The sequence below is a fragment of the Faecalibacterium sp. Marseille-Q4896 genome, assembly GCF_017377615.1.
Lineage (GTDB): Bacteria > Bacillota > Clostridia > Oscillospirales > Ruminococcaceae > Faecalibacterium > Faecalibacterium taiwanense.
In genome coordinates, this window is the sequence record NZ_JAFREG010000009.1 from 29,096 (window position 1) to 52,739 (window position 23,644).

At 60.1% G+C, this 23,644-nt stretch carries 21 protein-coding genes and 1 riboswitch; of the genes, 3 read left to right on the forward strand and 18 right to left on the reverse strand.

What is annotated here, in order from left to right; genetic code table 11:
* Nucleotides 1–54 precede the first annotated feature (54 nt).
* The 4 genes from nagB to J3348_RS12130 all read right to left on the reverse strand — a co-directional run bounded on the left by nagB (nt 55) and on the right by J3348_RS12130 (nt 3,838).
* Nucleotides 55–783 (reverse strand): glucosamine-6-phosphate deaminase, encoded by a 729-nt coding sequence (gene nagB, locus J3348_RS12115; RefSeq protein WP_005936840.1) that lies wholly within the window; start codon nt 781–783, stop codon nt 55–57.
* 231 nt (nt 784–1,014) lie between these two features.
* A complete protein-coding gene (gene sdaAA / locus J3348_RS12120; RefSeq protein ID WP_120081348.1) occupies nt 1,015–1,890 on the reverse strand; it encodes an L-serine ammonia-lyase, iron-sulfur-dependent, subunit alpha in 876 nt (291 codons plus the stop codon).
* 19 nt (nt 1,891–1,909) lie between these two features.
* Nucleotides 1,910–2,578 (reverse strand): L-serine ammonia-lyase, iron-sulfur-dependent subunit beta, encoded by a 669-nt coding sequence (sdaAB, locus tag J3348_RS12125; RefSeq protein ID WP_005936832.1) that lies wholly within the window; start codon nt 2,576–2,578, stop codon nt 1,910–1,912.
* A 39-nt stretch (nt 2,579–2,617) separates the two neighbouring features.
* Nucleotides 2,618–3,838 (reverse strand): dicarboxylate/amino acid:cation symporter, encoded by a 1,221-nt coding sequence (locus J3348_RS12130; protein WP_097780990.1) that lies wholly within the window; start codon nt 3,836–3,838, stop codon nt 2,618–2,620.
* A 209-nt stretch (nt 3,839–4,047) separates the two neighbouring features.
* Between J3348_RS12130 and J3348_RS12135 the strand changes: the two genes are divergently transcribed.
* Nucleotides 4,048–4,941, forward strand: coding sequence for a LysR family transcriptional regulator (locus J3348_RS12135; protein WP_207699066.1), 894 nt, complete (start codon nt 4,048–4,050; stop codon nt 4,939–4,941).
* A gap of 141 nt (nt 4,942–5,082) precedes the next feature.
* Here the strand turns inward: J3348_RS12135 and J3348_RS12140 are convergent, their stop codons facing one another.
* From J3348_RS12140 to J3348_RS12160, 5 genes are all read right to left on the reverse strand, one after another.
* Nucleotides 5,083–6,438 (reverse strand): gluconate:H+ symporter, encoded by a 1,356-nt coding sequence (locus J3348_RS12140; RefSeq protein WP_097777045.1) that lies wholly within the window; start codon nt 6,436–6,438, stop codon nt 5,083–5,085.
* Between the two features lie 207 nt (nt 6,439–6,645).
* Nucleotides 6,646–8,433 (reverse strand): dihydroxy-acid dehydratase, encoded by a 1,788-nt coding sequence (gene ilvD, locus J3348_RS12145; protein ID WP_207699067.1) that lies wholly within the window; start codon nt 8,431–8,433, stop codon nt 6,646–6,648.
* Nucleotides 8,434–8,738: 305 nt separating this feature from the next.
* Complete coding sequence (locus J3348_RS12150) at nt 8,739–9,446, reverse strand: FadR/GntR family transcriptional regulator (protein ID WP_207699068.1); 708 nt, start codon at nt 9,444–9,446, stop codon at nt 8,739–8,741.
* Between the two features lie 100 nt (nt 9,447–9,546).
* Complete coding sequence (locus J3348_RS12155) at nt 9,547–11,064, reverse strand: sodium:alanine symporter family protein (protein WP_097774156.1); 1,518 nt, start codon at nt 11,062–11,064, stop codon at nt 9,547–9,549.
* A gap of 131 nt (nt 11,065–11,195) precedes the next feature.
* Nucleotides 11,196–11,297, reverse strand: a riboswitch (glycine riboswitch).
* A gap of 198 nt (nt 11,298–11,495) precedes the next feature.
* Complete coding sequence (locus J3348_RS12160; RefSeq protein ID WP_044953367.1) at nt 11,496–11,678, reverse strand: hypothetical protein; 183 nt, start codon at nt 11,676–11,678, stop codon at nt 11,496–11,498.
* A 76-nt stretch (nt 11,679–11,754) separates the two neighbouring features.
* On the opposite strand from J3348_RS12160, the gene J3348_RS12165 reads away from it, so the two are divergent.
* Entirely contained in the window at nt 11,755–12,669 is a 915-nt protein-coding gene (locus J3348_RS12165) for a hypothetical protein (protein WP_097774157.1), read from the forward strand.
* Here J3348_RS12165 and J3348_RS12170 read toward each other — a convergent pair.
* Nucleotides 12,576–14,012 (reverse strand): PLP-dependent aminotransferase family protein, encoded by a 1,437-nt coding sequence (locus J3348_RS12170; protein WP_207699069.1) that lies wholly within the window; start codon nt 14,010–14,012, stop codon nt 12,576–12,578. The genes J3348_RS12165 and J3348_RS12170 overlap by 94 nt on opposite strands.
* A 214-nt stretch (nt 14,013–14,226) precedes the next feature.
* Between J3348_RS12170 and J3348_RS12175 the strand changes: the two genes are divergently transcribed.
* Complete coding sequence (locus J3348_RS12175; RefSeq protein ID WP_223388517.1) at nt 14,227–14,880, forward strand: ECF transporter S component; 654 nt, start codon at nt 14,227–14,229, stop codon at nt 14,878–14,880.
* Nucleotides 14,881–15,198: 318 nt separating this feature from the next.
* On the opposite strand, the gene J3348_RS12180 is transcribed toward J3348_RS12175, so the two are convergent.
* The 8 genes from J3348_RS12180 to rpe are packed head-to-tail and all read right to left on the reverse strand — an operon-like array spanning nt 15,199 to nt 23,406.
* The gene (locus J3348_RS12180) at nt 15,199–16,047 is read right to left on the reverse strand and encodes a putative RNA methyltransferase (RefSeq protein WP_207699070.1); all 849 of its coding nucleotides are present in this window, start codon (nt 16,045–16,047) and stop codon (nt 15,199–15,201) included.
* Nucleotides 16,044–17,951: a DEAD/DEAH box helicase gene (locus tag J3348_RS12185; protein ID WP_207699071.1), complete on the reverse strand. Its 1,908-nt coding sequence runs from the start codon at nt 17,949–17,951 to the stop codon at nt 16,044–16,046. Before J3348_RS12185 ends, J3348_RS12180 begins: the two co-directional genes overlap by 4 nt.
* A gap of 13 nt (nt 17,952–17,964) precedes the next feature.
* Nucleotides 17,965–19,257, reverse strand: coding sequence for a DUF1015 domain-containing protein (locus J3348_RS12190; protein ID WP_005938304.1), 1,293 nt, complete (start codon nt 19,255–19,257; stop codon nt 17,965–17,967).
* Between the two features lie 33 nt (nt 19,258–19,290).
* Nucleotides 19,291–20,370: a putative glycoside hydrolase gene (locus J3348_RS12195; protein ID WP_207699072.1), complete on the reverse strand. Its 1,080-nt coding sequence runs from the start codon at nt 20,368–20,370 to the stop codon at nt 19,291–19,293.
* A 24-nt stretch (nt 20,371–20,394) separates the two neighbouring features.
* Nucleotides 20,395–21,006: an Rnf-Nqr domain containing protein gene (locus J3348_RS12200; RefSeq protein ID WP_005938298.1), complete on the reverse strand. Its 612-nt coding sequence runs from the start codon at nt 21,004–21,006 to the stop codon at nt 20,395–20,397.
* Complete coding sequence (locus J3348_RS12205; RefSeq protein ID WP_120081332.1) at nt 21,003–21,725, reverse strand: Rnf-Nqr domain containing protein; 723 nt, start codon at nt 21,723–21,725, stop codon at nt 21,003–21,005. The genes J3348_RS12200 and J3348_RS12205 overlap by 4 nt, the downstream gene beginning before the upstream one ends.
* Nucleotides 21,722–22,741 carry an RnfABCDGE type electron transport complex subunit D gene (locus J3348_RS12210; protein ID WP_207699073.1) on the reverse strand — a complete coding sequence of 340 codons (1,020 nt, stop codon included), beginning with the start codon at nt 22,739–22,741 and terminating at the stop codon, nt 21,722–21,724. Before J3348_RS12210 ends, J3348_RS12205 begins: the two co-directional genes overlap by 4 nt.
* 14 nt (nt 22,742–22,755) lie before the next feature.
* Nucleotides 22,756–23,406, reverse strand: a complete 651-nt coding sequence (gene rpe, locus J3348_RS12215) for a ribulose-phosphate 3-epimerase (protein WP_005938290.1) — start codon at nt 23,404–23,406, stop codon at nt 22,756–22,758.
* Between the last annotated feature and the right edge of the window lie 238 nt (nt 23,407–23,644).

Below are 23,644 nucleotides of genomic sequence, written 5' to 3' on the forward strand. Positions count from 1 at the left end.
AGCAAAAAACTGCCGCACGGCATTGCACCGTGCGGCAGTTAGAGCGCGGAACGATCAGATCAGGCTCAGAGCTTCCTCGTCGCCCACCAGCGTGAAGTCCGGATGCATCTGCAGGATGCTTGCGGGCACCTCCGGAGTGACGGGGCCGAAGAATGCCTTCTTGACGATCTCGGCCTTGCCTGCGCCGTTTGCCACCATGAGCACCTTGCGTGCCTGCATGATAGTCTTGATGCCCATGGTATAAGCCTGCTTGGGCACCAGATCCACATTGCCGTCAAAGAAGCGCTTGTTTGCCTCAATGGTCTCGGCGGTCAGGTTCACACAGTGGGTCTCCAGCTCAAAGGCTTCGCCCGGCTCGTTGAAGCCGATGTGGCCGTCGTGGCCGATGCCCAGCAGCTGCAGGTCGATACCGCCCACAGCGTGGATGATCTGGTTGTACTTTGCGCAGGCATCCTCTGCATCGGGGTTGGTGCCGTCCGGCAGGTTGATCTTTGCAGGGTCGATGTTCACCTTGTCGAACAGGTTGCGGTGCATGAAGCTCCAGTAGCTTTCCGGGTGCTCCTTGGGCAGGCCGCGGTACTCGTCCAGATTGACGGTGGTCACCTCAGAAAAATCGATGTCGCCCTTGTTGTACCAGTCCACCAGCTGTGCATACGCGCCCACGGGGGTGCCGCCGGTCGCCAGACCCAGCACGCAGTTGGGCTTCATAATGACCTGTGCCGAAATGATATTGGCTGCCTTGCGGGACATATCCGCATAATCTTTTGCACGAATGATCTTCATTACAAACGACCTCACTTATCATCTTTTTTGCCGCTCTGCACGGGCTGCGCAGAGCACTTCTGCGTTTAGTTTATCACATTTCGCAGACAAGCGCCAGTCATCCCGGCCATCTTTTCGGTGTGTTTGCACAAAAAGATGCAAAGCCCCGCCGTTTGGGCCGGCATTTCCGGTCACGAACGCGCAAAAACGCCGCCGGGCGTTTCCACACCGGCGGCGCTGCATGTTGAAAGATCAGTTCCCGCTGCACAGGCCGCAGGCGGCACAGGCGGCGGGGGTGGCGGCACAGCCGCCAAGGGCGGTCTCGCGCAGCTCGGCGGGCAGGCGCTTGCCCACGGCGTACATGGCCTCCAGCATCTGGTCGAAGGGGATCAGCTGGCGGATGCCGCTCAGGGACAGTTCTGCTGCAATGAGGGCGTTGGCCACACCGGCAGCGTTGCGGTTCTGGCAGGGGTACTCCACCAGCCCGCCTACGGGGTCGCACACAAGGCCCAGCATGTTCATCAGCACGGTGGAAGCTGCATCCAGACACTGCTGCGGGTTGCCGCCCATCAGCTCCACGGCGGCAGAAGCAGCCATGGCAGACGCAATGCCCACCTCGGCCTGACAGCCGCCCACGGCACCGGCCACGGTGGCGTTGCGCATGGCAAGATAGCCCACGGCACCGGCGTTGAACAGGGCATCCACGATGCGCTGGTCGGAGATGCGGTAGCACTCCTGCAGGGCCAGCATCATGCCCGGCACCACGCCTGCAGAGCCTGCGGTGGGTGCAGCCACGATCAGGCCCATGGAAGCGTTCACTTCCAGCACGGCCATGGCGTAGGTCATGGCCTTCTGCAGCACATCGCCGCAGATGTTTTTCTTCTTATTATAATGTGTTTCCAGCTTTTTGGCCTCGCCGCCGATCAGGCCGCCCATGGATTTGATGGGCTTTTTCAGCGGCTGGGTGGCAGAAGCGCGCATGATCTCCCATGCCTTTGCCATGCGGTGGTCCACAGCATCCCGGGGCGTTTCGCCCAGCAGGCATTCCCGCTGGCGCATCACTTCCGAAATGGGCAGTTGGTTTTCCTCACACAGGTCCAGCAGCTCCTTGGCGGACTTGAAATCCATGTTCATCGCTCGTCCCTCCTTACGGCTGCACGACCATTACATCGTTGATGTTCGGGTTTGCCAGCAGCAGCTGATCCACACCCTCGGGCAGGCGCTCATCCGACTCCACGATGGTGTAAGCCGTGTGCCCCTTTTCCTCGCGGAACAGACGCATGAACGCGATGTTCACGCTGCGGTCGCTGAGGATCTTGGTGATGTGGGCCACCACGCCGGGCTTGTCCTTCTGCACCACGATGAGGGCATTGTACTCGCCGGTAAAGTCCACCTCCACGCCGTTGATCCGCACGATGCGCACCTTGCCGCCGCCCAGCGATTCACCGCGCACGGTCATCACCTGACCGGCCGCATTCTCCATGCGGATATCCACCGTGTTGGGGTGGATGTCGGTCTCCACCTCATTGGGGGTGAAGCTGTAGCCAAGGCCGCGGTCGGTGGCAATGGCAAAGGAATCCCGGATGCGGGTATCATCGGCCGAAAAGCCCATGATGCCGCCCAGCAGGGCGCGGTCGGTACCGTGGCCGTGGTAGGTCTTGGCAAAGGAGCCGTAGAGGGTAAAGTCCGCCCGCTTCAGCGGCGGGGCGATCATCTTCTGTGCCAGAAAGGCGATGATCTCCGCGCCTGCGGTGTGGGAGCTGGAAGGGCCGATCATGTTCGGGCCCAGAACATCAAAAACACTGATAAATGCCATGGGGTGTCACTCCTGTCAGGTCAAGAACCGTGCCGCGCATCAGACGCTTGCGCTGCTCTTGTTGATGAACTTCTGGTAGATGGTCTCCACGATCACGCCGATGGCGTTGTCGCCGGAGACGTTGCAGGCAGTGCCGAAGGAATCCTGAGTGATGTACAGAGCCACCATGATGGCGCAGATGGGGCCATTGGGGTCACCGGCCTCAGCGCCAAAGATCATGTACAGGAAGGGCAGAGCGGTCATGATGGAGCCGCCGGGAGCACCGGGAGAAGCCACCATGGCAACGCCCAGCGTCATGATGAAGGGCACCACGGTAGCAAGGCTGATGGGCAGCTGGTTCATCAGGCAGACGGCAGTTGCGCAGGCGGTAATGGTGATCATGGAGCCTGCCATGTGGATGTTGGCGCACAGAGGCACCACGAAGTTGCGGATCTGCTCGCTCACGCCATCAGCCGCAGCGCACTGCAGGTTGACCGGGATGGTGGCTGCAGAGGACTGAGTGCCCAGAGCGGTGGTGTAGCCGGGGATCTGGTTGCGGATCATCTTGAAGGGGCTCTTGTGGCTCACAGCGCCTGCAACGCAGAACTGCAGGAAGATGCAGACCAGATGCATGATGATGACCACCAGGAACACCTTCCACAGGATGCCCAGAATGGCGTAGGTCTTGCCGGACTTGGTCATGTCGATGAAGGTACCGCAGACGTACAGGGGCAGCAGCGGGATGATGACGCTGTGCAGCACCTGATCGATGATGCCGGAGAAGTCCTTCATGCCATTATAAAGTGTATCACCGATGGTCTTGCCGCGCAAGGTGGACAGGCACAGGCCCAGCACGAAGGCCAGCACCACGGCAGACAGGGTGTCCAGCAGCGGAGGGATGGAGATGGAGATGTAGCTGACCAGAGAGTTGTCAGCCGTGGCGGCGATCTGTTCCAGAGCGCCTTCGCTCATGAAGCTGGGGAACAGGCTTGCGGACACCAGATAGGATGCCGAGCCCGCGATCAGGGTGGAGCCGTAGGCCAGAGCCACCGTGATGAGCAGCAGCTTGCCTGCGCCGCTCTTCAGGTCGGCAATGCCCATGGTGACGTAGGCCACGATCATCAGCGGGATGATGAACTTCAGGAACGAGCTGAAGATGCTGGATGCCGTGACGACGACCCGGCAGAACCACACCGGGAAGAACTGGCCGATGATGATGCCCAGCACGATGGCGATGAGCAGCTTCGGCAGCAGTCCGAGCTTGAATTTTTTCTTTTCCATAAGAATAAAATCCTCCTTTTCCTATTCTGACCTTTGTGCGGCACCTGACAGCGCTCTCTCCGCCGCAGCCCGCACGGCCAGCCTTTCACGAAACGTCAAATTTTCACTTGACGTGTTGACACATTTAGTTTAACATAGACATATGCATGATTCAAATTCATAAAAATAAAGTTATGGTTTAAAAATCTTAATAGCAAAGGAGCTTCGCCATGGAAGTGCGCCAGTTGAACACCCTGATCCGTGCCGCCCAGTTCCAGAGCTTTTCCAAGGCAGCGGAAAGTCTGGGCTATTCCCAGTCTGCCGTTACCGTGCAGATCAAAGCGCTGGAAGAAGAGCTGGGTGTGCGCCTGTTCGACCGCATGGGCAAGCGGGTGATCCTGACCGCACAGGGTCAGTGCTTTCTGGAATACGCCAACAGCATTCTGGATACCATCCACAACGCCCGCCGCGCCCTGCGCGAGGATGCCGAGCTGGAGGGCTGCCTGCACATCGGCACGCTGGAATCCCTCTGCTTTTTCCGTCTGCCCGGCCTGATGCATCAGTTCCGGGTGGAACACCCCAAAGTCAGCCTTCGGGTCACTACCGGCTCCCCGGAAGAGCTGATCGAAAAGATGGAGCGCGGCGAGGTGGACCTCATCTGCATTCTGGACGAGCCGCGCTACTCCAACAGCTGGCACAAATGCAACGAGATCCCGGAAGAAGTGGTGTTCGTGGCTTCCCCGGACATCGACCTCGGCCACCCCGGCCCGTACCGGGTGGCAGAGCTTCTGGACAAGCCCTTCTTCCTCACCGAACGCAACGCCAACTACCGCCGCACCTTTGACCGGTTTCTGGCTTCCCGCCAGATCGAGCTGACCCCCAGCCTTGAGATCAGCGATACCTCCTTTATCATCAAGATGCTGGAGCGCTCCTCCGGCATTTCCCTGCTGCCGCGCTTCGCTGTGGCCGAGCCTGCGTCCAGAGGAGATCTGCGCATTCTGGAGGTGTCGGACTTCCGGCTGACCATGTACCGCCAGATGTTCTACCACAAGGATAAATGCTGCACCCGGGAAATGGACGCCTTCATCCAGCTGGCCTCCGGGCCGGACCTACCTCTTTTATAATACAGAAAGCTTTTATAATACAGAAAGCAGCAGACCCCCGGGCGGTAAACCGCCCGGGGGTCTGCTGTGCTGAGGAGATTTCAGGAATTTGCAAAGCATTGTGCAGACTGTGTGCAGGCACAGCCCCGCAGATGAGGATGATTAAGCAAAGAAGGAGATGATGAGTGCTACCAGGAAGCCCACACCGCCAACCAGAGTTTCCATGATGGTCCAGGTCTTGAGGGTGGTCTTTTCGTCCATGCCCACAAGGCTCTTCACCAGCCAGAAGCCGGAGTCGTTGAAGTGAGAGCACACGGTGGAGCCGCCGGCGATGGCAGCGGTGACGCAGGCCAGATACAGCGGGCTGAGTTCGCTGATGCCGGGCATGGCGGAGATGATGCCTGCTGCCATGGTCATAGCCACGGTAGAGGAACCAACGGAGATGCGCACCAGAGCAGCCACGATGAAGGCCACCAGAACCAGCGGCAGGCTGGCGTTTGCCACGGCGTTGCCGATGACATCGCCCAGACCGGAGTTCTGCAGCATGTAGCGCAGCACGCCGCCGCAGGCAGTGACCAGCAGGATCATACCGGTGGGCTCAAGGGACTTGGTCATGATCTTTTCCAGCTGGGCATTGTTATAGCCGTGACGGGTGCCCAGCAGATACATAGCAGCGATGGTAGCCAGCAGCAGAGCCATGAAGGGCTCACCGAGGAAGGCCAGAACGGGCTGGATGCCAGCCAGAGCGGGCACCACTTTTGCCACAGAGTTTGCAATGATGAGGACCAGCGGGATCAGGATGATGCCCACGATGGTGCCGAACTTGGGCAGCTTGCTCTCGTCGATGTCTGCCTGCTGTGCAACGTGCTCGGGCACCTCGATCATATACTTTTTGCCGCAGATGGAGCCCCAGATGGGACCGGCAGCGATCATGGCGAAGATGCCGCAGAAGATGCCGATGAGGATGACCCAGCCCAGATCAACGCCCAGCATGCTGGCCACCAGAACGGGGCCCGGCGTGGGAGGGATGAAGGCGTGGCCGACAGCCAGACCGGCCAGCAGAGGGATGACATAGTACAGGACCGAGCGCTTGGTGCGCTTTGCCAGAGAGAAGGCCAGCGGGATCAGGATGATCAGACCGGCATCGAAGAACACCGGCATGGCCACCACCAGACCTGTGATACCCAGCGCCCATGCGGCTTTTTCGTCGCCGAACTTGCGCACCATGGTCACGGCCAGCGTCTGTGCGCCGCCGGATTCTTCCAGAATGGCACCGAACATGGAGCCAAGGCCCACCAGAAGAGCGATGCCCTTTAAGGTGTTGCCGATACCTTCGTTGACCGAGCCGATGATGTCAGACAGGGGCATACCGGCCATCAGGCCGATGCCCACCGCACCGATCAGGATGGAGATCATGGCGTGGACTTTGAACTTGATGATAAGGATGAGCAAAAGGATCAGGCCCGCCACCGCGGCGAACACGAGCCGCGCGGCGTCCGGGGTTGCAACAGCTGTCATAAACGTTTCCTCCATTTTTTGATGTTTTGTGTGCTTTGGGTCTTATTTCAGCGCCGTCCCCGCAGACGGACACCGGATTTCGATGGTTTTTATAGGTGAAGCAATATCCGCTTTTTTGTTTTTGGCGTAACTTTATCCGGACCGTTCAGCAAAAAAACGCTGAACAGTTGATTTTTGTTTTTGGTTTTTATCGCAAACGAAGCGTTTTTACTCCATATATGCACCCTTCATGGGGCTGACGGCGTGCTGAGAGTAGAGCTTCAGCAGGCCCTTGGTGTACTTGGGAGCCTTGGGCTTCCAGTTGGCACGGCGCTGGGCAAGGATAGCCTCCATCTCTTCGGGGGTCTTTTCCTCACCGTTCACGCCCACGATGGCAAGCTGACGGTTCGGCACATCGATGCGGATGAGATCGCCCTCTTCCACCAGAGCGATGGGGCCGCCCACAGCGGCCTCCGGGCTGACATGGCCGATGACCGGGCCGCGGCTTGCGCCGGAGAAGCGGCCGTCGGTGATGAGCGCCACGCTGGAAGCCAGCTTCGGGTCGGCGCAGATGGCCTCGCCGGTGTAGAACATCTCGGGCATGCCGCTGCCGCGGGGGCCTTCGTAACGGATGAAGATGGCATCTCCGGGCTGGACCCGCTTGTTCAGAACGGCGCTGATGCACTCTTCCTCGCTGTCAAAGGGCTTTGCGCGCAGGGTGGCGTGGAACATGTTCTTGGGGCAGGCGGTGTGCTTGATGACACTGCCCTCCGGGGCCAGATTGCCCTTCAGGATAGCAATGCTGCCGTCGGTGCCCTTGGCGTTGTCAAAGCTGTGGATGATATCCTCGCGGGTGACTTTGATGCCCAGACCCTTGGTCTTTTCCTGCAGGATCTCGTCGCAGTGCTCGTAGAAGCCGTTCTTCTTCAGGTCTTCCAGGTTTTCGCCCAGCGTCTTGCCGGTGACGGTCATCACGTCCAGATGCAGCATGGACTTGATCTCTTCCATCACACGGGGCACGCCGCCTGCATAGTAGAAGTACTGTGCGGGCCAGTCGCCGGAAGGACGGATGTTCAGCAGATAGTGTGCGCCGCGGTGCATCCGGTCAAAGGTATCGGCGTCGATCTCAAAGCCGAACTCGTGGGCGATGGCGGGCAGATGCATGGTGGCATTGGTGGAGCCGGAGATGGCGGCGTGCACCATGATAGCGTTTTCAAAGCTCTTCATGGTGATGATGTCCTTGGCCTTGATGCCCTCGGCCACCAGCTTCATCACCTGAACGCCGGCATCATAGGCAGCCTGCTTTAGCTCCGGGGCGGTGGCCGGCATCAGGGCGGTGCCGGGCAGCATCAGGCCCAGAGCCTCGGCCATGATCTGCATGGTAGAAGCGGTGCCCATAAAGGAGCAGGCACCGCAGCTGGGGCAGGCATTGTGCTTGTAGTAGTCCAGCTGCTCGTTGGGGATCACGCCCGTCTTTTCCCATGCGTCGAACTTGCCGATCTGTTCCAGCGTCAGCAGGTCGTTGATGGCGCAGGCGGGGTCGTTGACCACGTACTTCTTGGGCAGGGTGTGGGCTTCCATCACGCCGCCGGTGACTACGATGGCGCTCATATCCTTCAGGCGGCCAATGCTCATCAGCATGGCCGGCATGGACTTGTCGCAGCTGGCGATGAACACGCCGCCGTCGTACACGGTGGCGTTGGCCTGAGCTTCCACCAGATTCACGATGGCGTCACGGTGGGGCAGCGAGTAGTTGATTCCGTCGTGGCCCTGTGCGATGCCGTCGCACATATCGGTTGCAAAATAGCGTGCAGCCTTGCCGCCGTGGGTGTTGACTGCCTGTACAGCCTCCTTCACGAACTGATCCAGATGGGCGCTGCCGGGGTGGCTGTCGCCAAAGGTGCTCTCCACCATGATCTGGGGCTTTGCAAGGTCGTCCACCTTCCAGCCCATGCCGATCTTCAGCGGATCGTTTTCCGGTGCCAGTTTACGCACTGCCTGAGAACGCAGTTCCATGATCATACCTCCAAAATGCTCTTTTTCTGCTTTGCAAATCGTCCTTTTGACTGTCGGACATCTTACATGTTCATTCTAATCGAATCCCGCCTCGTTTGCAAGTTGTCACAGTCAGAACCCACTTTATGACAATAACCAGCCCATTTTTTCGTGCACACTGCTCTGAAATCTTGGATACATCATACAATTCAGCCCATTTTCCAACTTTTCCGTGTCATTTGTCTTAAAAAGTCATCAGACAGCTTCAGGCATAAAAAGTCCCCGCACAGACCTTGCACTGTGCGGGGACGTAAAATGCAGCGGCATCAGGTTTCCCATTCGCCGTCGTAAAGCTTTCGGATGCAGTTGCGGTTGAAGTTCAGGTGCATCACCATGGCAGACCGGGCACCAATGGGGTCATGCTGGGCAATGGCTTCGGTGATCATGCGGTGGGTCAGGATGGTCTCCTCCGTCAGCTTTTTGTGGGTGACGTTCACGAACATCATGACCGCCGTATCGATAATGGGGATGAGCTGCTCCACCACCATGTTCTTGCTGCTCTCGGCAATGCAGGTGTGGAACGCGATATCGTCCTCAATGTACAGATCACCGCTGTGGATCTTGCTCTCCACCCGGTCGCACAGGCGCTGGATGCGCTCAATGTCCTCGTCGGAAGCGTTCAGCGCTGCCATCTCGGCCATGCCCGGTTCCAGCAACAGGCGCACGTTCACCAGATCCAGCGCCAGTGCGTTCTTGTCCTGCACGCTGCGCAGGTTCAGCGGGTCCGAAAGGCCCTTGGCGGTCGTGACCACATAGGTGCCGGAGCCGCGCCGCACCTCCACGATGCCCTTGCTGGAAAGCAGCTTCACGGCTTCGCGCACCGTGCTGCGGCCCACACCGAATTTTTCGCCCAGCTCAAATTCATTGGGCAGCTTGGCTCCCGGTTCCAGCGGGGTATCCAGAATATAGTGGTAAATTTCGTCCTCCACCTGTTCGGCAAGGAGTTTGTTTTTCAGATGGGAAAATTCGCTCATGGTTGTTCCCTCCCCTGTTTTTTTAATTTATTATAAGGCAGGGCAGCAGACAAAAGCAAGGGCTGTCCTCATTCACAGACAGCCCTTGCTTTTGGGTATTTTATTCGTTTGCGGCCTTTTCCAGCTCCGCTTCCTCTGCGGCGGCTTCGGCCTCCTCCTGCTTCTGGTACTCCAGGAAAGCCGACCACATGGGTTCGATGTCCTTGCCCTTCACCCGGCGGTCGAAGTAGTTGCGGGTGATGTCCACCACAGTGCCGGACAGCACCAGCACGCCGATCAGGTTCGGGATCATCATCAGACCGTTGAAAGTATCGGAAAGATCCCACGCAAGGCCCAGCTTCATGGTGGCACCCACCACGGTCATGCACACAAAGACCACCTTGTAGATGCGGCTGCCTGTGGTGCCGAAGAGATACTCCACGGCCTTGGTGCCGTAGTGGCTCCAGCCCAGCGTAGTGGAGTAGGCAAACAACAGAATGGAAACAGCAATGAACTTGGGGCCAAAGCTGCCAAATGCGGCGGTGAAGGCCTGACCCACCAATGCGTTGTCCTGCACACCGGCCAGTACAGCGCCGCTCTGCAGGTCCACCACGCCGGTGGTCAGGATGACCAGAGCAGTGAGCGTGCAGACCACGATGGTATCGGCAAACACCTCAAACACGCCCCACATGCCCTGATGCACCGGCTCCTTGACGTTGGAAGCGGAGTTGACCATGACGGCAGAGCCGAGACCGGCTTCGTTGGAGAAGGCACCGCGCTTGAAGCCCCAGGTGATGGTTTGGCTGATGCCGTAGCCCAGCGCACCGCCGCCTGCCGCGTTCAGGTTGAACGCACCCTTGAAAATAGCCGCAAATGCCGCTGGGATGTTGCCCGCGTGCAGCACTACGATGATGAGCGCGCCTGCAATGTAGAACAGGGCCATGAGCGGCACCAGCTTTTCGGTAACAGCGGCAACGCGCTTCAAACCGCCAATGACGATAAGGGCCGTGACCACCATCAGGCACAGGCCGGTGACGAGGGTCGGTACGCCAAAAGCAGCGTTCATGTTGCCCGCGATGGAATTGATCTGGCTCATGTTGCCAATGCCGAAGGAAGCCAGAATGCAGAAGCAGGCAAACAGCACTGCCAGCACCTTGCCCAGCTGTTTGCAGCCCTTCTTTGCGCCAAGACCATCGGTGAGGTAGTACATGGCACCGCCCGACCACTCGCCTTTTTCGTTTTTGCGGCGGTAGTACACGCCCAGCACATTCTCCGAAAAGCTGGTCATCATGCCAAGCAATGCCATGACCCACATCCAGAAGATGGCACCCGGCCCACCGGAAACGATGGCCGTTGCCACACCCACGATGTTGCCGGTGCCGATGGTGCCCGCCAGTGCCGTGCACATGCTCTGGAACTGGCTGATGGCCATATCCTCCTTGCTGGTGTGCGCGGTGATGTCCTTGTTGGTGAAGATCGCGCCGATGGTGTGCCGGAGCCAGTAGCCCATTTTGCGGAACTGGAAAAAGCCCGTGCGGGCGCTCATCCAGAAGCCGGTGCAGAACAGCAGTGCCAGACCAAACGGCCCCCACACCACGCCATTGATGGCATTGTTCACCTGCGTGATCATCTCGACCATTCTCTCTTTCCCCCTATACACAAAACAAAAGCGGACAGAACCCACCAAAGGCTCTGCCCGCAAAAATCGGAGCGCTCTCATTTTCCGCAGCCGGGGTGCGCCGCATTCCCGGCTGCGCCCCATTGCGCAAAGACGATGGCTCTGTCCTTTTGCCTGAGAGATACAGCCGCTTTCCCTGCGGCCTTACACCTTCGGCACCCACTTTACAAGCGGGCTTCTCCAGAGTGCACGGTCTTTCCCCGCCGTGCACGTCTTTTTCAGTTCTTCCGGCGCACAGTTGTACGCGATAGAAAGACTATACCATATTCTGTCCTTGTGCGCAAGACATTTTGTATATCATACGCTGCTTTTTCATCTATTATGCCGACAGATGAATTTTGTTTTGGTATTACTTTTGTCCTCCCTCATCATAGCGCTGCCATAAATTTATTTTACTTTTCTTTCGGCTCTGCGCCTTCAAACCCCCGGGCTTTGCCATCCGGGCTGGCATCGCCATTTTCTTTCGCGGTCTCGTAAGAATCTGTGCCGTAATAGGCGCTGGCGGGGCCGATCTCCAGCCAGAAGTTCTCCCGTTCTTTCTCTGTGGTCGGTGCTGTCTCTTTTTTGTTTTTCATCTGCAAACGCCTCCTTTTCTGCATAAAGTCTTGCCTGCAGGCCAAAGCTTTATGCAAAGGAAAGGCGGTGTATCCCATGCGCAGTGGAGGTTGGAAGCCCTTTTGGGCAGCACTGTTTGCTTCGCTGCTGGTGCTGGTGCCGCTGGTGGGCGGCACGGTGCTGCTGTCCCGTCAGCAGCTGCGCACCCAGCTGCGGCAGGCTGCCCGCAGCGAGAGCGGTGTACCCATCCAGCTGCCCAAGACCACTGACCAGCTCACTGTGCTGCTGTGCGTCTCCGGCGAACAGCCCGGCTTTGTGCTGGCCTACCTGAACGCCAGCCAGAACTGCGTGCATCTGCTCAGCGTGCCTGCCGTGCTCACCGTGCCTTTTGCAGAAGAAGAAACGTCCCTTGCCCGCTGCTATGCCGCCGCTGGCCCGGCCCGCTGCCGCGAAGCGCTGGCACAGGTGCTGGCCCTGCCGGAGGGCACAAGGTATCTGGCCTTTTCTCCCGATGTGCTGGAGCGCATTGCCAGCCGGTACGGGCCGGTGCGGGTAGGCTTTACCGGCGCACTGACCGAGGAAGAGCTTGCCCGCTATGGCCGCAGCCGGGCCGTGCAGGGCATTTCCGCCGGGGACGCGCACGAATTCCTGTGCCAGTTGCAGGCCGACGAAGCCTTTTCACCAGTACGCACCGCAGCGGCCCGCGCTGCCGTGTGGGATGCTTTTCTCCGGCAGGATCTGGACCTGCTGCCCGCCACCCTGCCGGATGCCTTGCGTGCCAGCAGTTCGGCCCTGCTCACCGACCTGACCGCGCTGGACTATGACGCTTTGGAACGCACACTGGAATTTCTTGCCAACAACAGCGCCGCTGTGGCGGCGCAGGCCCTGCCCGGCCAGTGGAATGCCGCCAGCGGCACTTACACGGTCACGGATGCTTCCCGCGCTGCCATGCAGACCTTTTTCAATGTTTCGCCCACCGAGGCGCAGGCCTCGTCCTTCAGCGAGCCATAACCCAGCACCAGCGTGCCCGCCGCTGAGGGTGCTTCTCCGGTCAGGTCGTAATCGCTCAGCAGGCTCAGCTGCACGCCTTCGGCTTCCGCCGCGCAGCGCAGCGCAGCATCCGGCGGCGGGTCTTTGAGCTTTGCCAGCAGGTTCAGGCCGGTGTGCAGGCCCGCAAGGGTCAGCTCACCGGGAGCAAAGGCAGTGTTCAATGCTGCCGCCAGTGCGTCCCGCCGGGCCTTGTAGGCCACACGTTCCCGGGCCAGATGCCGGGTGAAGTAGCCCTCGGTGATAAAGCGGGCCAGCGTCTGCTGCTCGAACCGGCTCACCGTGCCGGAGTACAGGCGGTATTTTTTCCGCCATGCAGGCAGAAGATGCTCCGGCAGCACCATATAGGCGATACGGATGCTGGGAGCCAGACTGCGGGAGCAGGTGGAGAGGTACACCACCGGGCCGTCTGCACCCGCCATGCCCTGCAGGCTGGGCAGAGGCCGGGTATCAAAACGGAACTCCGAATCGTAATCATCTTCTATAATATACCGCCCGCCCGGCCTGCGGGCTGCCCAGTGCAGAAGCTCGGCCCTGCGGCCCGCAGGCATGGTAACGCCTGTGGGGAACTGGTGGCTGGGCGTGACGTAGCACACCGCTGCATCCGACCGGTTCAGTGCTTCCACCGAAAGGCCGTCCTCGTCCACCGGCAGGCAGCAGCAGTGCACACCGTTGTTCTGCAGCACCTGCAAAGCACGGGGGTAGCCCGGCGTTTCCACCGCTGCAGGGCCGGGCAGCAGCGGTGCCAGCAGGCCCAGCAGATATTCCAATCCCGCGCCCACCACGATCTGATGCGGCCCGCACTGCACACCGCGGTATTCAGAGAGATATTCCGCCAGCGCCTGCCGCAGGGCCGGGTCGCCCTGCGCATCGCCGTGGGTGAGCAGCTGGGGCGAAGAATAGAGCAGCTCCTTTTGCAGCCGCGCCCATGTGCGGAACGGGAACAGCTCCGGGTCTACCCCGCGGGTGGAAAGGTCGTACCGCACCGGCAGCACAGGCAGTTCCGGTTTTGGCGGTGCGGGCTGTTCCGGCCCGCCGGCAGGCCGGGACGGCAGGGCCAGATATTCCTGTACATAAAAGCCGCTGCGCTCCCGCGATTCCAGATACCCTTCCGCCGCCAGCATCTGATAGGCGGCATCCACCGTATTCACCGAGACGGACAGCTCTGCCGCCAGCCGCCGCTTGCCGGGCATCCGGGTGCCCGCCGCAAGGGTGCCGCTTCGCATCTCTCCGGCAAGGCTGCGGTACAGCTGTTCGTACAGCGGCACGCCAGAAGAAGCATCCAGCGCCGTGGTCAGATGGACCATAAATTATCCCTCCTGTCTGAGTATTGCATCAAACTGACCCCATTAAAAAACTTTATTCTGGGTATTTTCATGGTGTCAGTTCTGCGTATAATAGGAGCATACCCGCTGGACACCCAAATGTCAAGTAGGATTGTAGGTAAGTGGTTGCGAAGCAATCAAAGCCCCAGTGGGGCTTTGGTGCCGCGGGAACGGAAATTTGGAGGGAGAGTAAATCATGTCTACTACTGCAATGTGGCTGCTTCTGGCAGTCGTTGTCATCGTCATTCTGTTTGCAAGTGTGCTGTACAAGCGCACCTTCACCACCAAGGAGCTGGCCATGACCGGTGTCATGGCCGCTTTAAGCCTTGTGGCCTATCTGTTCTTCCGTGTGCCGTTCTACGGCGGTTCTTCGTTCCATCTGGGCAACACCTTCACCGCCCTGACCGCCCTACTGCTGGACGGTGTGTCCGGCGGTCTGGCCGGTGCCATTGGTCTGGCGCTGGCCGATATTCTGGCCGGTGACCCGGGCTATGCCGTCACCACCTTTGTGCTCAAGTTCATCATCGGCATCACCTGCGGTGCCGTGGCGCACAAGGCATTCAAGCTGCGCGACCTCGACAAGCACAGCTCCGGCTATCTCGTCAAGGTGATCGTTTCTGCCGGTTCCGGCCTGCTGCTGAACGTGCTGACCGACCCGTTCCTGGGCTACTTCCGCAATGTGTACATCTTTGGTCAGGAATACACCGTGGCACAGGCGCTGACCAAAATTGCAGGCGGTGTCACCTTTGTAAACAGCGTGGCCTCCACCGTGTGTGCGGTCATCCTGTACCTCGCCCTGCGTCCGGCCCTGGAGCGTGCTGGTCTGCTGCCCAAGGGCGAAAAACACTAAGCGATCTCTCTATCCTGATACAGCACTGCTGCCCTCACCTGCCGGACTTCTCCTATCCTCCGGCGGTGGGGGCAGTGGTGTTTTTCGTGGACGACCTATCACACGGAACTCCTCCAGTCTCGCATTCGCTCGAAAGCCCCCTCGGGGATGGGGCTTTTGACAGAAACTGAAGCAAAAAAGCGCTCGTCACACAATTCTGCATGACGAGCGTTTCTGCTTTTTATCGCAAGTTTCAAAAATAGTGCCTATTAAAACGGCATATTTGCGATATGCAGTTTGCGGATGTTGCTTGTGCATTAAAAACGCAAACTGCTATCATTACAGCTTTTCAAATACAAGGAACCGGAACGAGATATCGGTTTCCAGCTGGGACAGCGCAGCAAGGCGCTCCGCCCCGCCGCGCGGCGTTTTCCAGTAATAGGGTGTCATGGCGAACAGCGCTTCCAGCTGTTCGTGGGGCACCGTGACGCGGCCGGTCACTTCCCGTTCCCCAATGGCGGCAAAACCGTCATAGGCGATCTGCTGCACCGGGTTTTTATAGGGCTTTTCGTAGAGCACGGCCTTCATCTGGTACAGATGTTCGGCACCGGGCACCACATAGATCATCCGTCCGCCCGGGCGCAGCACCCGCAGGAATTCCTCCTGTGCAAAGGGCGAAAAGCAGTTCAGCAGCAGGTCGGCCCAGCCGGTGCGCACCGGCTGGCTGAAACTGGATGCCACCGCATACTGTGCCGTGGGCAGGGCCTTGGCCGCAAGACGCACCGCAGGCTTTGCGATATCAAAACCCGCCAGCTGCACCCGGCGGCCTTTTTCGGCAAGCGCCTGCGCGATGCAGCAGTCGTACCAGCCCTCGCCGCAGCCTGCATCCAGCAGATGCAGCGCCGCCTCCGGGCTGGCAGGCTGGCCGTACTCTGCGCACAGCTCACCCACCGCTTTGCCAAAGATGCCGTAGTATCCGGCATTCAGGAACGCACGGCGGGCGGCCACCATCTCCTTGCTGTCGCCGGGGGCCTTGGTGCGCATGCTCTGCACCGGCAGCAGATGCCAGTAGCCCTCCTTGGCGCGGTCAAAGCAGTGGCCTTTTGTGCATTTCAGGGTGCTGTCGCCGGTCAGTTTCTCCCCGCACAGCGGGCACTGCCATGGGGCAAACGGTTCATTTTTGCTCATACTTCGTCGCTGTGGTCCTCAATGGGTGCAGTTGCACCGCCGTGGGCGTTCATATACTCCTCAAAGTTCGTGAACTTCTGCTGCGGCGGACGACGGCTGATGAGCATAAGGCCCGGGTCTTCGTCCCTTGCAGCAGCGGCACGGCCGCGGCGGCTGCTCTCCGCTCTGGGGGCACGGGCCGGTGCAGGCTGTGCATTGCGGGACACATTCTGACGGCCGCGCTGGCCGTTGTTTGCACCGCGGCCCTGCTCTGCGCTCTGGCTCTGGGCGGCAGGCTGGCTGTTCTGGCGGGCCGGGCGTTCATTGCGGCGGCCGCGCGGGCCCTGACTGCCGCCGGACTGCTGTGCAGGCTGTGCAGCCGTACGGATGGCCGGGGCGGCGGGTGCAGCCGGAGTCTTTTTGGCCGGGCGCAGCGGAGTGGCCTCCGGGGCGCTCACAAAATGCGGGTCAAACTTGGGCTGCGCATTGCTGCCGCGGGCAGGAGCATTCTGCTCCCGGCGCGGGCGGCTGTTATTATTGGAACGGCGGTCATTGCTGCGTCCGCCGGTAGTACGCTTGGTATCATCCATGAGTGGTTCCTCTTTTTCGGTTTTTGCGGGCTTTGCCTGCACCTTGGGTGCGGGTGCAGCCTTTTTTTCAGGTTTTGCGTTTTTTGCTTCGGCCTTTGCGGGCTTCGGCTGCTTTGCGGCAGGCTTTTCTGCCGGTTCAGCGGCGGCTGCCTTGGGCTTTTTGCCGCGCACCGGCGGCTCCGGGCGCACCGGCGCGGGCACGCCGTCCCACGGGTGGCCGCTCACCACGGGAATTTTGCGGCGGTTCAGCTTTTCGATGCCTGCCAGATACTCCTGCTCCTCAGGTGCACAGAAGCTGACCGCCGTACCGTCGGCACCGGCGCGGGCCGTGCGGCCGATGCGGTGCACGTAAGTCTCCGGTACCTCGGGCAGGTCGTAGTTGAACACATGGGACAGCTCGCTGATATCGATGCCGCGGGCGGCGATATCGGTGGCTACCAGCACCTTGGTCTTACCGGCCTTGAAGTTTTCCAGCGCGGTCACGCGGGCGGTCTGGCTCTTGTTGCCATGGATGGCCGCCGCCGGGATGCCCTGCTTGGTGAGGTCTTTTGCAATTTTATCCGCGCCGTGCTTGGTGCGGCTGAACACCAGCGCATTCACCACCGGGGGCTGCAGGTTCTTGATGAGCCAGGGCAGCAGGAATTTCTTGTTGCCCTTTTCCACATGGTACAGGCTCTGCTGGATGCGGTCCACGGTGCTGGACACCGGGTCCACCTTGACGAAGGCGGGCTTGCGCAGGATGCCTGCGGCCAGCTGTTCGATCTCGGTGGGCATGGTGGCGCTGAACATCAGGTTCTGACGCTCCCCGGGCAGCTTTGCGATCACCTTCTTCACATCGTGCACAAAGCCCATATCCAGCATCCGGTCGGCTTCGTCCAGCACAAAGATCTCAAGGTTCGAGAGATCGATAAATCCCTGACCGATCAGGTCGTTGAGCCGTCCCGGGCAGGCGATCAGGATGTCCACGCCCTTTTTCAGCGCTTCCACCTGCGGTGCCTGGCCCACGCCGCCAAAAATGACGGTGCTGCGCAGCTTGAGATACTTGCCGTAGGCATCAAAACTTTCGCCGATCTGCAAAGCAAGCTCACGGGTAGGGGTCAGGATCAGGGCGCGGATGGCACCCTTTCTGCGGGGCGCATTGGCCGTGAGCCGATCCAGCATGGGCAGCGCAAAAGCAGCCGTCTTGCCGGTACCGGTCTGGGCGCAGCCCATCAGATCCCGGCCGGACAGCACCGGCGGGATCGCCGCCGCCTGAATGGGCGACGGGGTCTCATAGCCTGCCTCCTGCACAGCGCGCAGAAGCGGGGCGGACAGATTCAATTCTTTAAATGTCATGGTTCTCCAATAATTATTCCGTAATTTTCCGGCACTCCACATAGTACCGCTTTTCTTCTGCGTGGCCCATGCTGAAGGTCTTGCGCGGCAGCACGCCGCCCATCACAACGCCTTTGAACAGGTCACTCTTGGCAAACGGCGGCATCAGGAATGCCACAGCACCTTTTTTGCACAGGGCGCGCACAGCAGGCTCGTCGTGCACATAGTCCACGCGGGCTTCCTTGTGGTGCTCAAGATAGTATTCGATAAATTCGTCAATGGTACCCACGGTCAGCGGTGCGGTCGGGTCCTCAAAGCTGAGCACGTTGGACATGTGCGGCCCGGCCAGCGTGAAGGGCTGCTGCTTGCTGCCGCCAAAGCTGCAGCCGGCCATATTGGAATCGCTCCAGGTGATCAGGCTCAGCAGCACCGCTGCGCAGTCCACATTGAACAGCACGCGGTGGATCGGCTCGATCTCGATCGCAGGCGAGTGCACATTGCACACCTCGGCCAGACACCAGCGGGCCGGATGGTTTGCTGCCTGCTCCGGTGTGAGTGTCTTTTTCAGCTCCTCCCAGCAGGCCTTTGCAGTGGCCAGCGAGTGGTTGCCGTCGCCCACGGCCAGCGTCAGCGGGTCGCGGCGGGTGGCATCCGGATACTTTTTGTCGAATTCTTCCTGACTGCCCAGCACAGCCAGCGCATCTTCGATCTGCGCAATGAGGGCAGGGTCTTCCACAGCCCAGCCCGCAATGTGGCCGCCGTTCAGCATCAGCTCGCCCTCGTATACCTTGGGCAGTTCGGCTTTATGCGCCGCCACCGGCTCGATGAGGGTGCAGCCGGGGTCGTCCGCCAACATCATGATGTGGGGCGTTTCCAGCGCGGCACCGGTGCGCACCTTCATGCGGGGCGGGATGCGGCTTTCCACGGTGCTTTCGCTGGGACGCACCGTACATTTCTCGCCCCGGCGGTAGCTGTAGGCTTCCAGATCCACCATGCCCACAAGGCCCTGCCGCACCTTGCCGCTCTGCTCGGTGCGCTCCACGTAAACAAAGCCGTCCACCGCGCGGGTCAGCACGTTCCGGGCATAGTCATCCATGGTGGCATGGATCTTCTCAATGCGTGCATCGGCATCGCCGTCCTCCAGATAGACCTCCGGCAGGATCATGTTCAGGGTGCTTGGGCTGCCTGCCGCGGCAGCCTCGGCTTTCTGCCAGTAATCCCGGTCACTGGTGAACTGATCGCAGGCAATGCAGCCCCACTTTTCCAGTGGGATCTGCTCCGAAGGCAGAAGGATGTGGGCCGGTGCAAAGCAGGATTTGGTATTCATAGCAGATTCCTCCCTCTTATAAAACCAGAGACGTTACTGGAAAATGTCGGCGCTGTGCAGCACCAGATGCTGCACGCCCTGTCCGGCGGCAGACTGCTGCAGTGCGGTGCGGCTGTCGGCGTCCATCGCCTTGTCTGCCGTCACCAGCAGGTTGTCCATGCCCAGCGTCACAGCGGGCACATCCAGCGACACGCTGTTGGTATTGCACTGATCCAGCGTGTAGCTGAACCACAGGGTCATGCTGCCCGCAAAGCGGCTCTGCAGGGCGGCGATATCCGCCTTGAGCTGATCCGCGCGGGAAACGCCGCTGGTTTCGCCGTAGTCCTGTTTGCGGCTGAGCTTCGGGAACTGGACATTGGTCAGGACTACCTGCTCAAAGCCCATGCCCTGCACCTCGGCTACCAGATCGCCTACATATTCCACTGCCGCAGCGGAGTAGGGATTCAGCCATGCATTGCCGTCCTTCTGGGCGTCCAGCCACAGGCCGTCGCCGTAGTGGATGGCCATGCTGCGGTCGGTGCGGGAGGAGATGGGGTCCTTGAAGGCTGCAAGCTGGGCCACAGGGATCACGCCCTCTTCCCGGAAGATGGCCGCGATGCGGGCCGGGTCCACGGTGGTGTCGGCAATGCTCTGGGCGGCAGCCGGCACCTGCGAAGCGTAGCAGATGCTGCCATCCGGTGTTTTCAGGGTCACAAGGCCGTAATCCGCTCCCTGCGCCTTGAGCTGCTGCGCCGCTGCACGGATGGCCGCATCATCGGCAAGGGTGCTCACATCCACTGCGGCCCAGCTGCCGCCGGTAATGGCCTTGCCGTCCAGCTCCTTGGGCTGTTCCGGCTCCGGCTGGGACGAAGCCGCTTCCTGTACCGCCGAGGATGCAGCTGCTTCGGACGAGGCGGCTGCGCGGGATGCCGATTCAGCTTCCAGATCACGGTTCTTCACCACAGTATACCAGGTGTGGGTAGCCCAGTCCAGCACGTGGGGTGCTGCCAGCCAGGCTGCGCCCAGCACCGCCAGCACCAGCACCACGATGCCGATGCCTTTTTTGATGCGTGTACCGCGGCTGTAGAAGCTGCGGCGGTAGCGCTTGACCTTCTGACGTTTATACTTTGCCATTGTCGATTCTCCTCCCTGCCAATGTTACAGGATCACAGAATGTCCGGTGAAACCATAGATTGCCAGTGCCAGCACGCCGATATACACCAGCGTGATGGGCAGGCCGCGGAATGCTTCCGGGATGGCCTTGCTGCGCAGGCGGTGGCGGGCTTCCGTTACCAGCAGCACCGCCAGCACATAGCCAAGGCCGCTGCCAAGGCCAAAGCCAAGGCTCTGCCCCAGCGTAAAGCTCTGGGTGCGCTCCACCAGTACAGTGCCCAGCACACAGCTGTTCAGGCCCGCCAGCGGCACGATGCGCAGCAATGCGCTGCGGTGCGGCAGGCCCTTCGCCAGCCACAGCACGGCGTGCTCCAGAACGCACACCACGGCAATGCTGGCAATATACACCAGCGGGCGCAGCTGGGCACGGTTTGCCAGCGGCGCGATCCGGCTGCCGGCATACCACGCAAAGGGCGTTACCAGCACCTGCGTGATGCACAGCTGCATACCAAACAGCCAGCTGCTGGTGCGGTCATCGCCCACCAGCTGCACCAGACGCGAAACGCCCAGTGCACGGGTAAAGACGGCGTTCTGCGCGAACACCGCCAGCAGTGCATAGCTGAAGAACACTGCGCTCGTTGTTACAACATCTCTCATTGTTCGCGGTCCGCCTCCTTCTGGGAATGCACATCCACAAGGTTGCGTGCCTCTTTGGTGAGATATGCCTTGCGCTTTTGGGCCAGTGCACGCCATACGGCGCACAGCACGCCCAGCACGATAAAGCCGCCTGCCGGCATGCTTGCCATGGGCAGCACCGGGCGGCTGACAACCACACCGAACATGGTGCCTGCGGCCAGCCATTCACGGACGCAGCCCAGCAGCACCAGCAGCAAAGCATAGCCCACCGTGATGCGCAGGCCCTTGGAGACAGCCTTGCGCACCGTTTCCTGCACGCGGCCAAAGCGGTAGGTCAGCAGCGGCTCCACCGTGAGCATGGGCAGGTAGATGCCAAGGCTCAGCAGGCTGGTGCTGAACAGCATATTCAGGATGGGATACACCGCCAGATACACCACCGCCGTGCTGAAGCCGTACACCAGTGCACGGGGCAGCAGCTTTTTCTGCAGCGTTTCCGGGGCGGGGTCCTCGTCGTGCAGAGGCACAAGGCGGCTCAGCAGACAGGCCAGCACGCGGGAGGGCACCAGCAGCAGCGCCACCGCCACCGCCAGCATCACCGCATTCTGGCCGCTGGTGGCAAGCACCACCAGCGGGGCAAGGCCCATGCCCTGCATGACCACCGGGTTATTCAGGAACACACGGTCGTGGTGGGCAAACTTGTTGGGATCTTTTACGATCAGTTCAGCCGTTGCGCGTCTCATTGTGCTGCCTCCTTTCCGGCATCTGCCTGCAGATGGGTCAGGTGATACAGCTTTGCCTCGGTGCGGTCGATCCATGCCGACACACTGTTGACCGCCAGCAGTGCAAAGCACACACCGGTCTCGTACACGCCATAGTAGCGGAAGCCCATGCTCACAACACCCACCAGCACGCCGTACAGCACACGGCCCATGCGGTGGTGCACGCAGGTGTAAGGCTCGTTGATCAGAAACACCGCGCTGAACAGGATCGCGCCAGTCAGCAGCTCATCCCGCACACACTGCAGGCGGGGCAGGATATTTGACAGCACGGCGCTGTCGGCAAGGCCCGCCTGCCGCGGGAAGAAGAACGCAATGACCACACAGGTCACAAGAAAGCTGATCGATGCAGACATGTGGGCATCCTTCTGGGTCCACAAAAACAGGCCGCAGGCAAGGATCACCAGCGCAGCGCCAGTGCCCATGGGAGCAGCATATTCGCCCAGACCCAGCGCCAGCGAGCCGATGTTCAGCATGCCGCCGCTGCGCAGGGTGTCCTCAATGGCGCTGGAGACCGGCACCATGGAGGCATCCCACAGGGGGATGCTGGTGTAGGGCTGCGGATAGCGGAACACCTGTTCCGGCCATGACACTGCCGCCACCACATAGCCCACAGCAGCCGGGTTGAAGGGGTAGCTGCCGTAGCCGCCAAAGATCTCCTTGCCGATCAGCACACCGGCAAGCACTGCGGCGATCAGAACATAGATATCCACCGTCACCGGCATCAGCAGGGCAATGACGAGCGCAAAGCTCTCGTTGGAAAAGTCACTGCCCTGATACACGCGGCGGCGCAGCAGCGAAACGAGACGGTCGCACAGGTTGCCGGTAAGCACCGCAATGCCGCACAGCAGCAGCGGGCGCACACCGTACAGAAAACAGGCCATGCACAGCACCGGCACCGCCATAAAGCAGATATGCTTATAGTAGCGGCCGGTCTTCTGGAGCTGTGCCTCCTGCTCCCGGATCAAAGATTCATCCATAAATGGTTATCCTTTCAAAGGCTGACGAGGTGCTGCACGGCTGCAGCAGGGTCTGCTGCGCCGAACACTGCACTGCCCGCCACCAGAATATCAGCGCCCGCTTCCACGCACTGGGGCGCGGTGGCATTGTCCACGCCGCCGTCCACTTCCAGCAGATAGTGTGCGCCGCGCGCTTCGCGCTCTGCCTTGAGCCAGCGCAGCTTGTCCAGCGCCGAGGGCATGAACTTCTGCCCGCCGAAGCCGGGCTCCACGCTCATCACCAGCACAAGATCCAGCTGGTCAAGATACGGTGCCAGCGCCTGCGGCTCGGTGCCGGGCTTGATGGTCAGCCCCACCTTGCAGCCCAGCGCCCGGACGGCATCGATGGTGGCCTGAATATCGTCCTCGCACTCAAGGTGGAAGTTGTACAGGGTGGCACCGGCTTTGATAAAGGCTTCCGCATACTGCAGCGGATGGCTGATCATCAGGTGCACATCATAAAAGGCATCCGGCAGATTTTTGTGCAGGCTCTTGAGCACCGGCACGCCAAAGCTGATGTTGGGCACAAAGTGGCCGTCCATCACGTCGTAATGCAGCATCTGTGCACCGGCATCCAGCACCATGCGGCAGTCTGCACCCAGTTTTCCAAAATCAGCGGAAAGGATCGAAGGACTTACGATTGCCATATTCTATCTTTACGCTCCGTTATTTTATAAATTCTTATTCCCATTTGTCCCATTGCACTGGCGGTTTCAAACCGCAAAAACAGCATGGGCATGGTTATCTTTTAGTTTACATGAAAACGAGCAAAAAATCAAACCCGCCAATGGCTTTTTCACGGAAATGACGTATTTGGAAAGATCTGTCCATTTGCGAAGTAAACTTCCTCAGTCAAAGCCTGACGGCTTTGCCAGCTCCCTCGGA

Excerpts from the sequence above, each read along its gene's own strand:
- nagB (WP_005936840.1), bottom strand. The coding sequence starts at position 783 with ATGAAGATCATTCGTGCAAAAGATTATGCGGATATGTCCCGCAAGGCA.
- sdaAA (WP_120081348.1), bottom strand. The coding sequence starts at position 1,890 with ATGGATTTCAAGTCCGCCAAGGAGCTGCTGGACCTGTGTGAGGAAAAC.
- sdaAB (WP_005936832.1), bottom strand. The coding sequence starts at position 2,578 with ATGGCATTTATCAGTGTTTTTGATGTTCTGGGCCCGAACATGATCGGC.
- J3348_RS12130 (WP_097780990.1), bottom strand. The coding sequence starts at position 3,838 with ATGGAAAAGAAAAAATTCAAGCTCGGACTGCTGCCGAAGCTGCTCATC.
- J3348_RS12135 (WP_207699066.1), top strand. The coding sequence starts at position 4,048 with ATGGAAGTGCGCCAGTTGAACACCCTGATCCGTGCCGCCCAGTTCCAG.
- J3348_RS12140 (WP_097777045.1), bottom strand. The coding sequence starts at position 6,438 with ATGACAGCTGTTGCAACCCCGGACGCCGCGCGGCTCGTGTTCGCCGCG.
- ilvD (WP_207699067.1), bottom strand. The coding sequence starts at position 8,433 with ATGGAACTGCGTTCTCAGGCAGTGCGTAAACTGGCACCGGAAAACGAT.
- J3348_RS12150 (WP_207699068.1), bottom strand. The coding sequence starts at position 9,446 with ATGAGCGAATTTTCCCATCTGAAAAACAAACTCCTTGCCGAACAGGTG.
- J3348_RS12155 (WP_097774156.1), bottom strand. The coding sequence starts at position 11,064 with ATGGTCGAGATGATCACGCAGGTGAACAATGCCATCAATGGCGTGGTG.
- J3348_RS12160 (WP_044953367.1), bottom strand. The coding sequence starts at position 11,678 with ATGAAAAACAAAAAAGAGACAGCACCGACCACAGAGAAAGAACGGGAG.
- J3348_RS12165 (WP_097774157.1), top strand. The coding sequence starts at position 11,755 with ATGCGCAGTGGAGGTTGGAAGCCCTTTTGGGCAGCACTGTTTGCTTCG.
- J3348_RS12170 (WP_207699069.1), bottom strand. The coding sequence starts at position 14,012 with ATGGTCCATCTGACCACGGCGCTGGATGCTTCTTCTGGCGTGCCGCTG.
- J3348_RS12175 (WP_223388517.1), top strand. The coding sequence starts at position 14,227 with ATGTCTACTACTGCAATGTGGCTGCTTCTGGCAGTCGTTGTCATCGTC.
- J3348_RS12180 (WP_207699070.1), bottom strand. The coding sequence starts at position 16,047 with ATGAGCAAAAATGAACCGTTTGCCCCATGGCAGTGCCCGCTGTGCGGG.
- J3348_RS12185 (WP_207699071.1), bottom strand. The coding sequence starts at position 17,951 with ATGACATTTAAAGAATTGAATCTGTCCGCCCCGCTTCTGCGCGCTGTG.
- J3348_RS12190 (WP_005938304.1), bottom strand. The coding sequence starts at position 19,257 with ATGAATACCAAATCCTGCTTTGCACCGGCCCACATCCTTCTGCCTTCG.
- J3348_RS12195 (WP_207699072.1), bottom strand. The coding sequence starts at position 20,370 with ATGGCAAAGTATAAACGTCAGAAGGTCAAGCGCTACCGCCGCAGCTTC.
- J3348_RS12200 (WP_005938298.1), bottom strand. The coding sequence starts at position 21,006 with ATGAGAGATGTTGTAACAACGAGCGCAGTGTTCTTCAGCTATGCACTG.
- J3348_RS12205 (WP_120081332.1), bottom strand. The coding sequence starts at position 21,725 with ATGAGACGCGCAACGGCTGAACTGATCGTAAAAGATCCCAACAAGTTT.
- J3348_RS12210 (WP_207699073.1), bottom strand. The coding sequence starts at position 22,741 with ATGGATGAATCTTTGATCCGGGAGCAGGAGGCACAGCTCCAGAAGACC.
- rpe (WP_005938290.1), bottom strand. The coding sequence starts at position 23,406 with ATGGCAATCGTAAGTCCTTCGATCCTTTCCGCTGATTTTGGAAAACTG.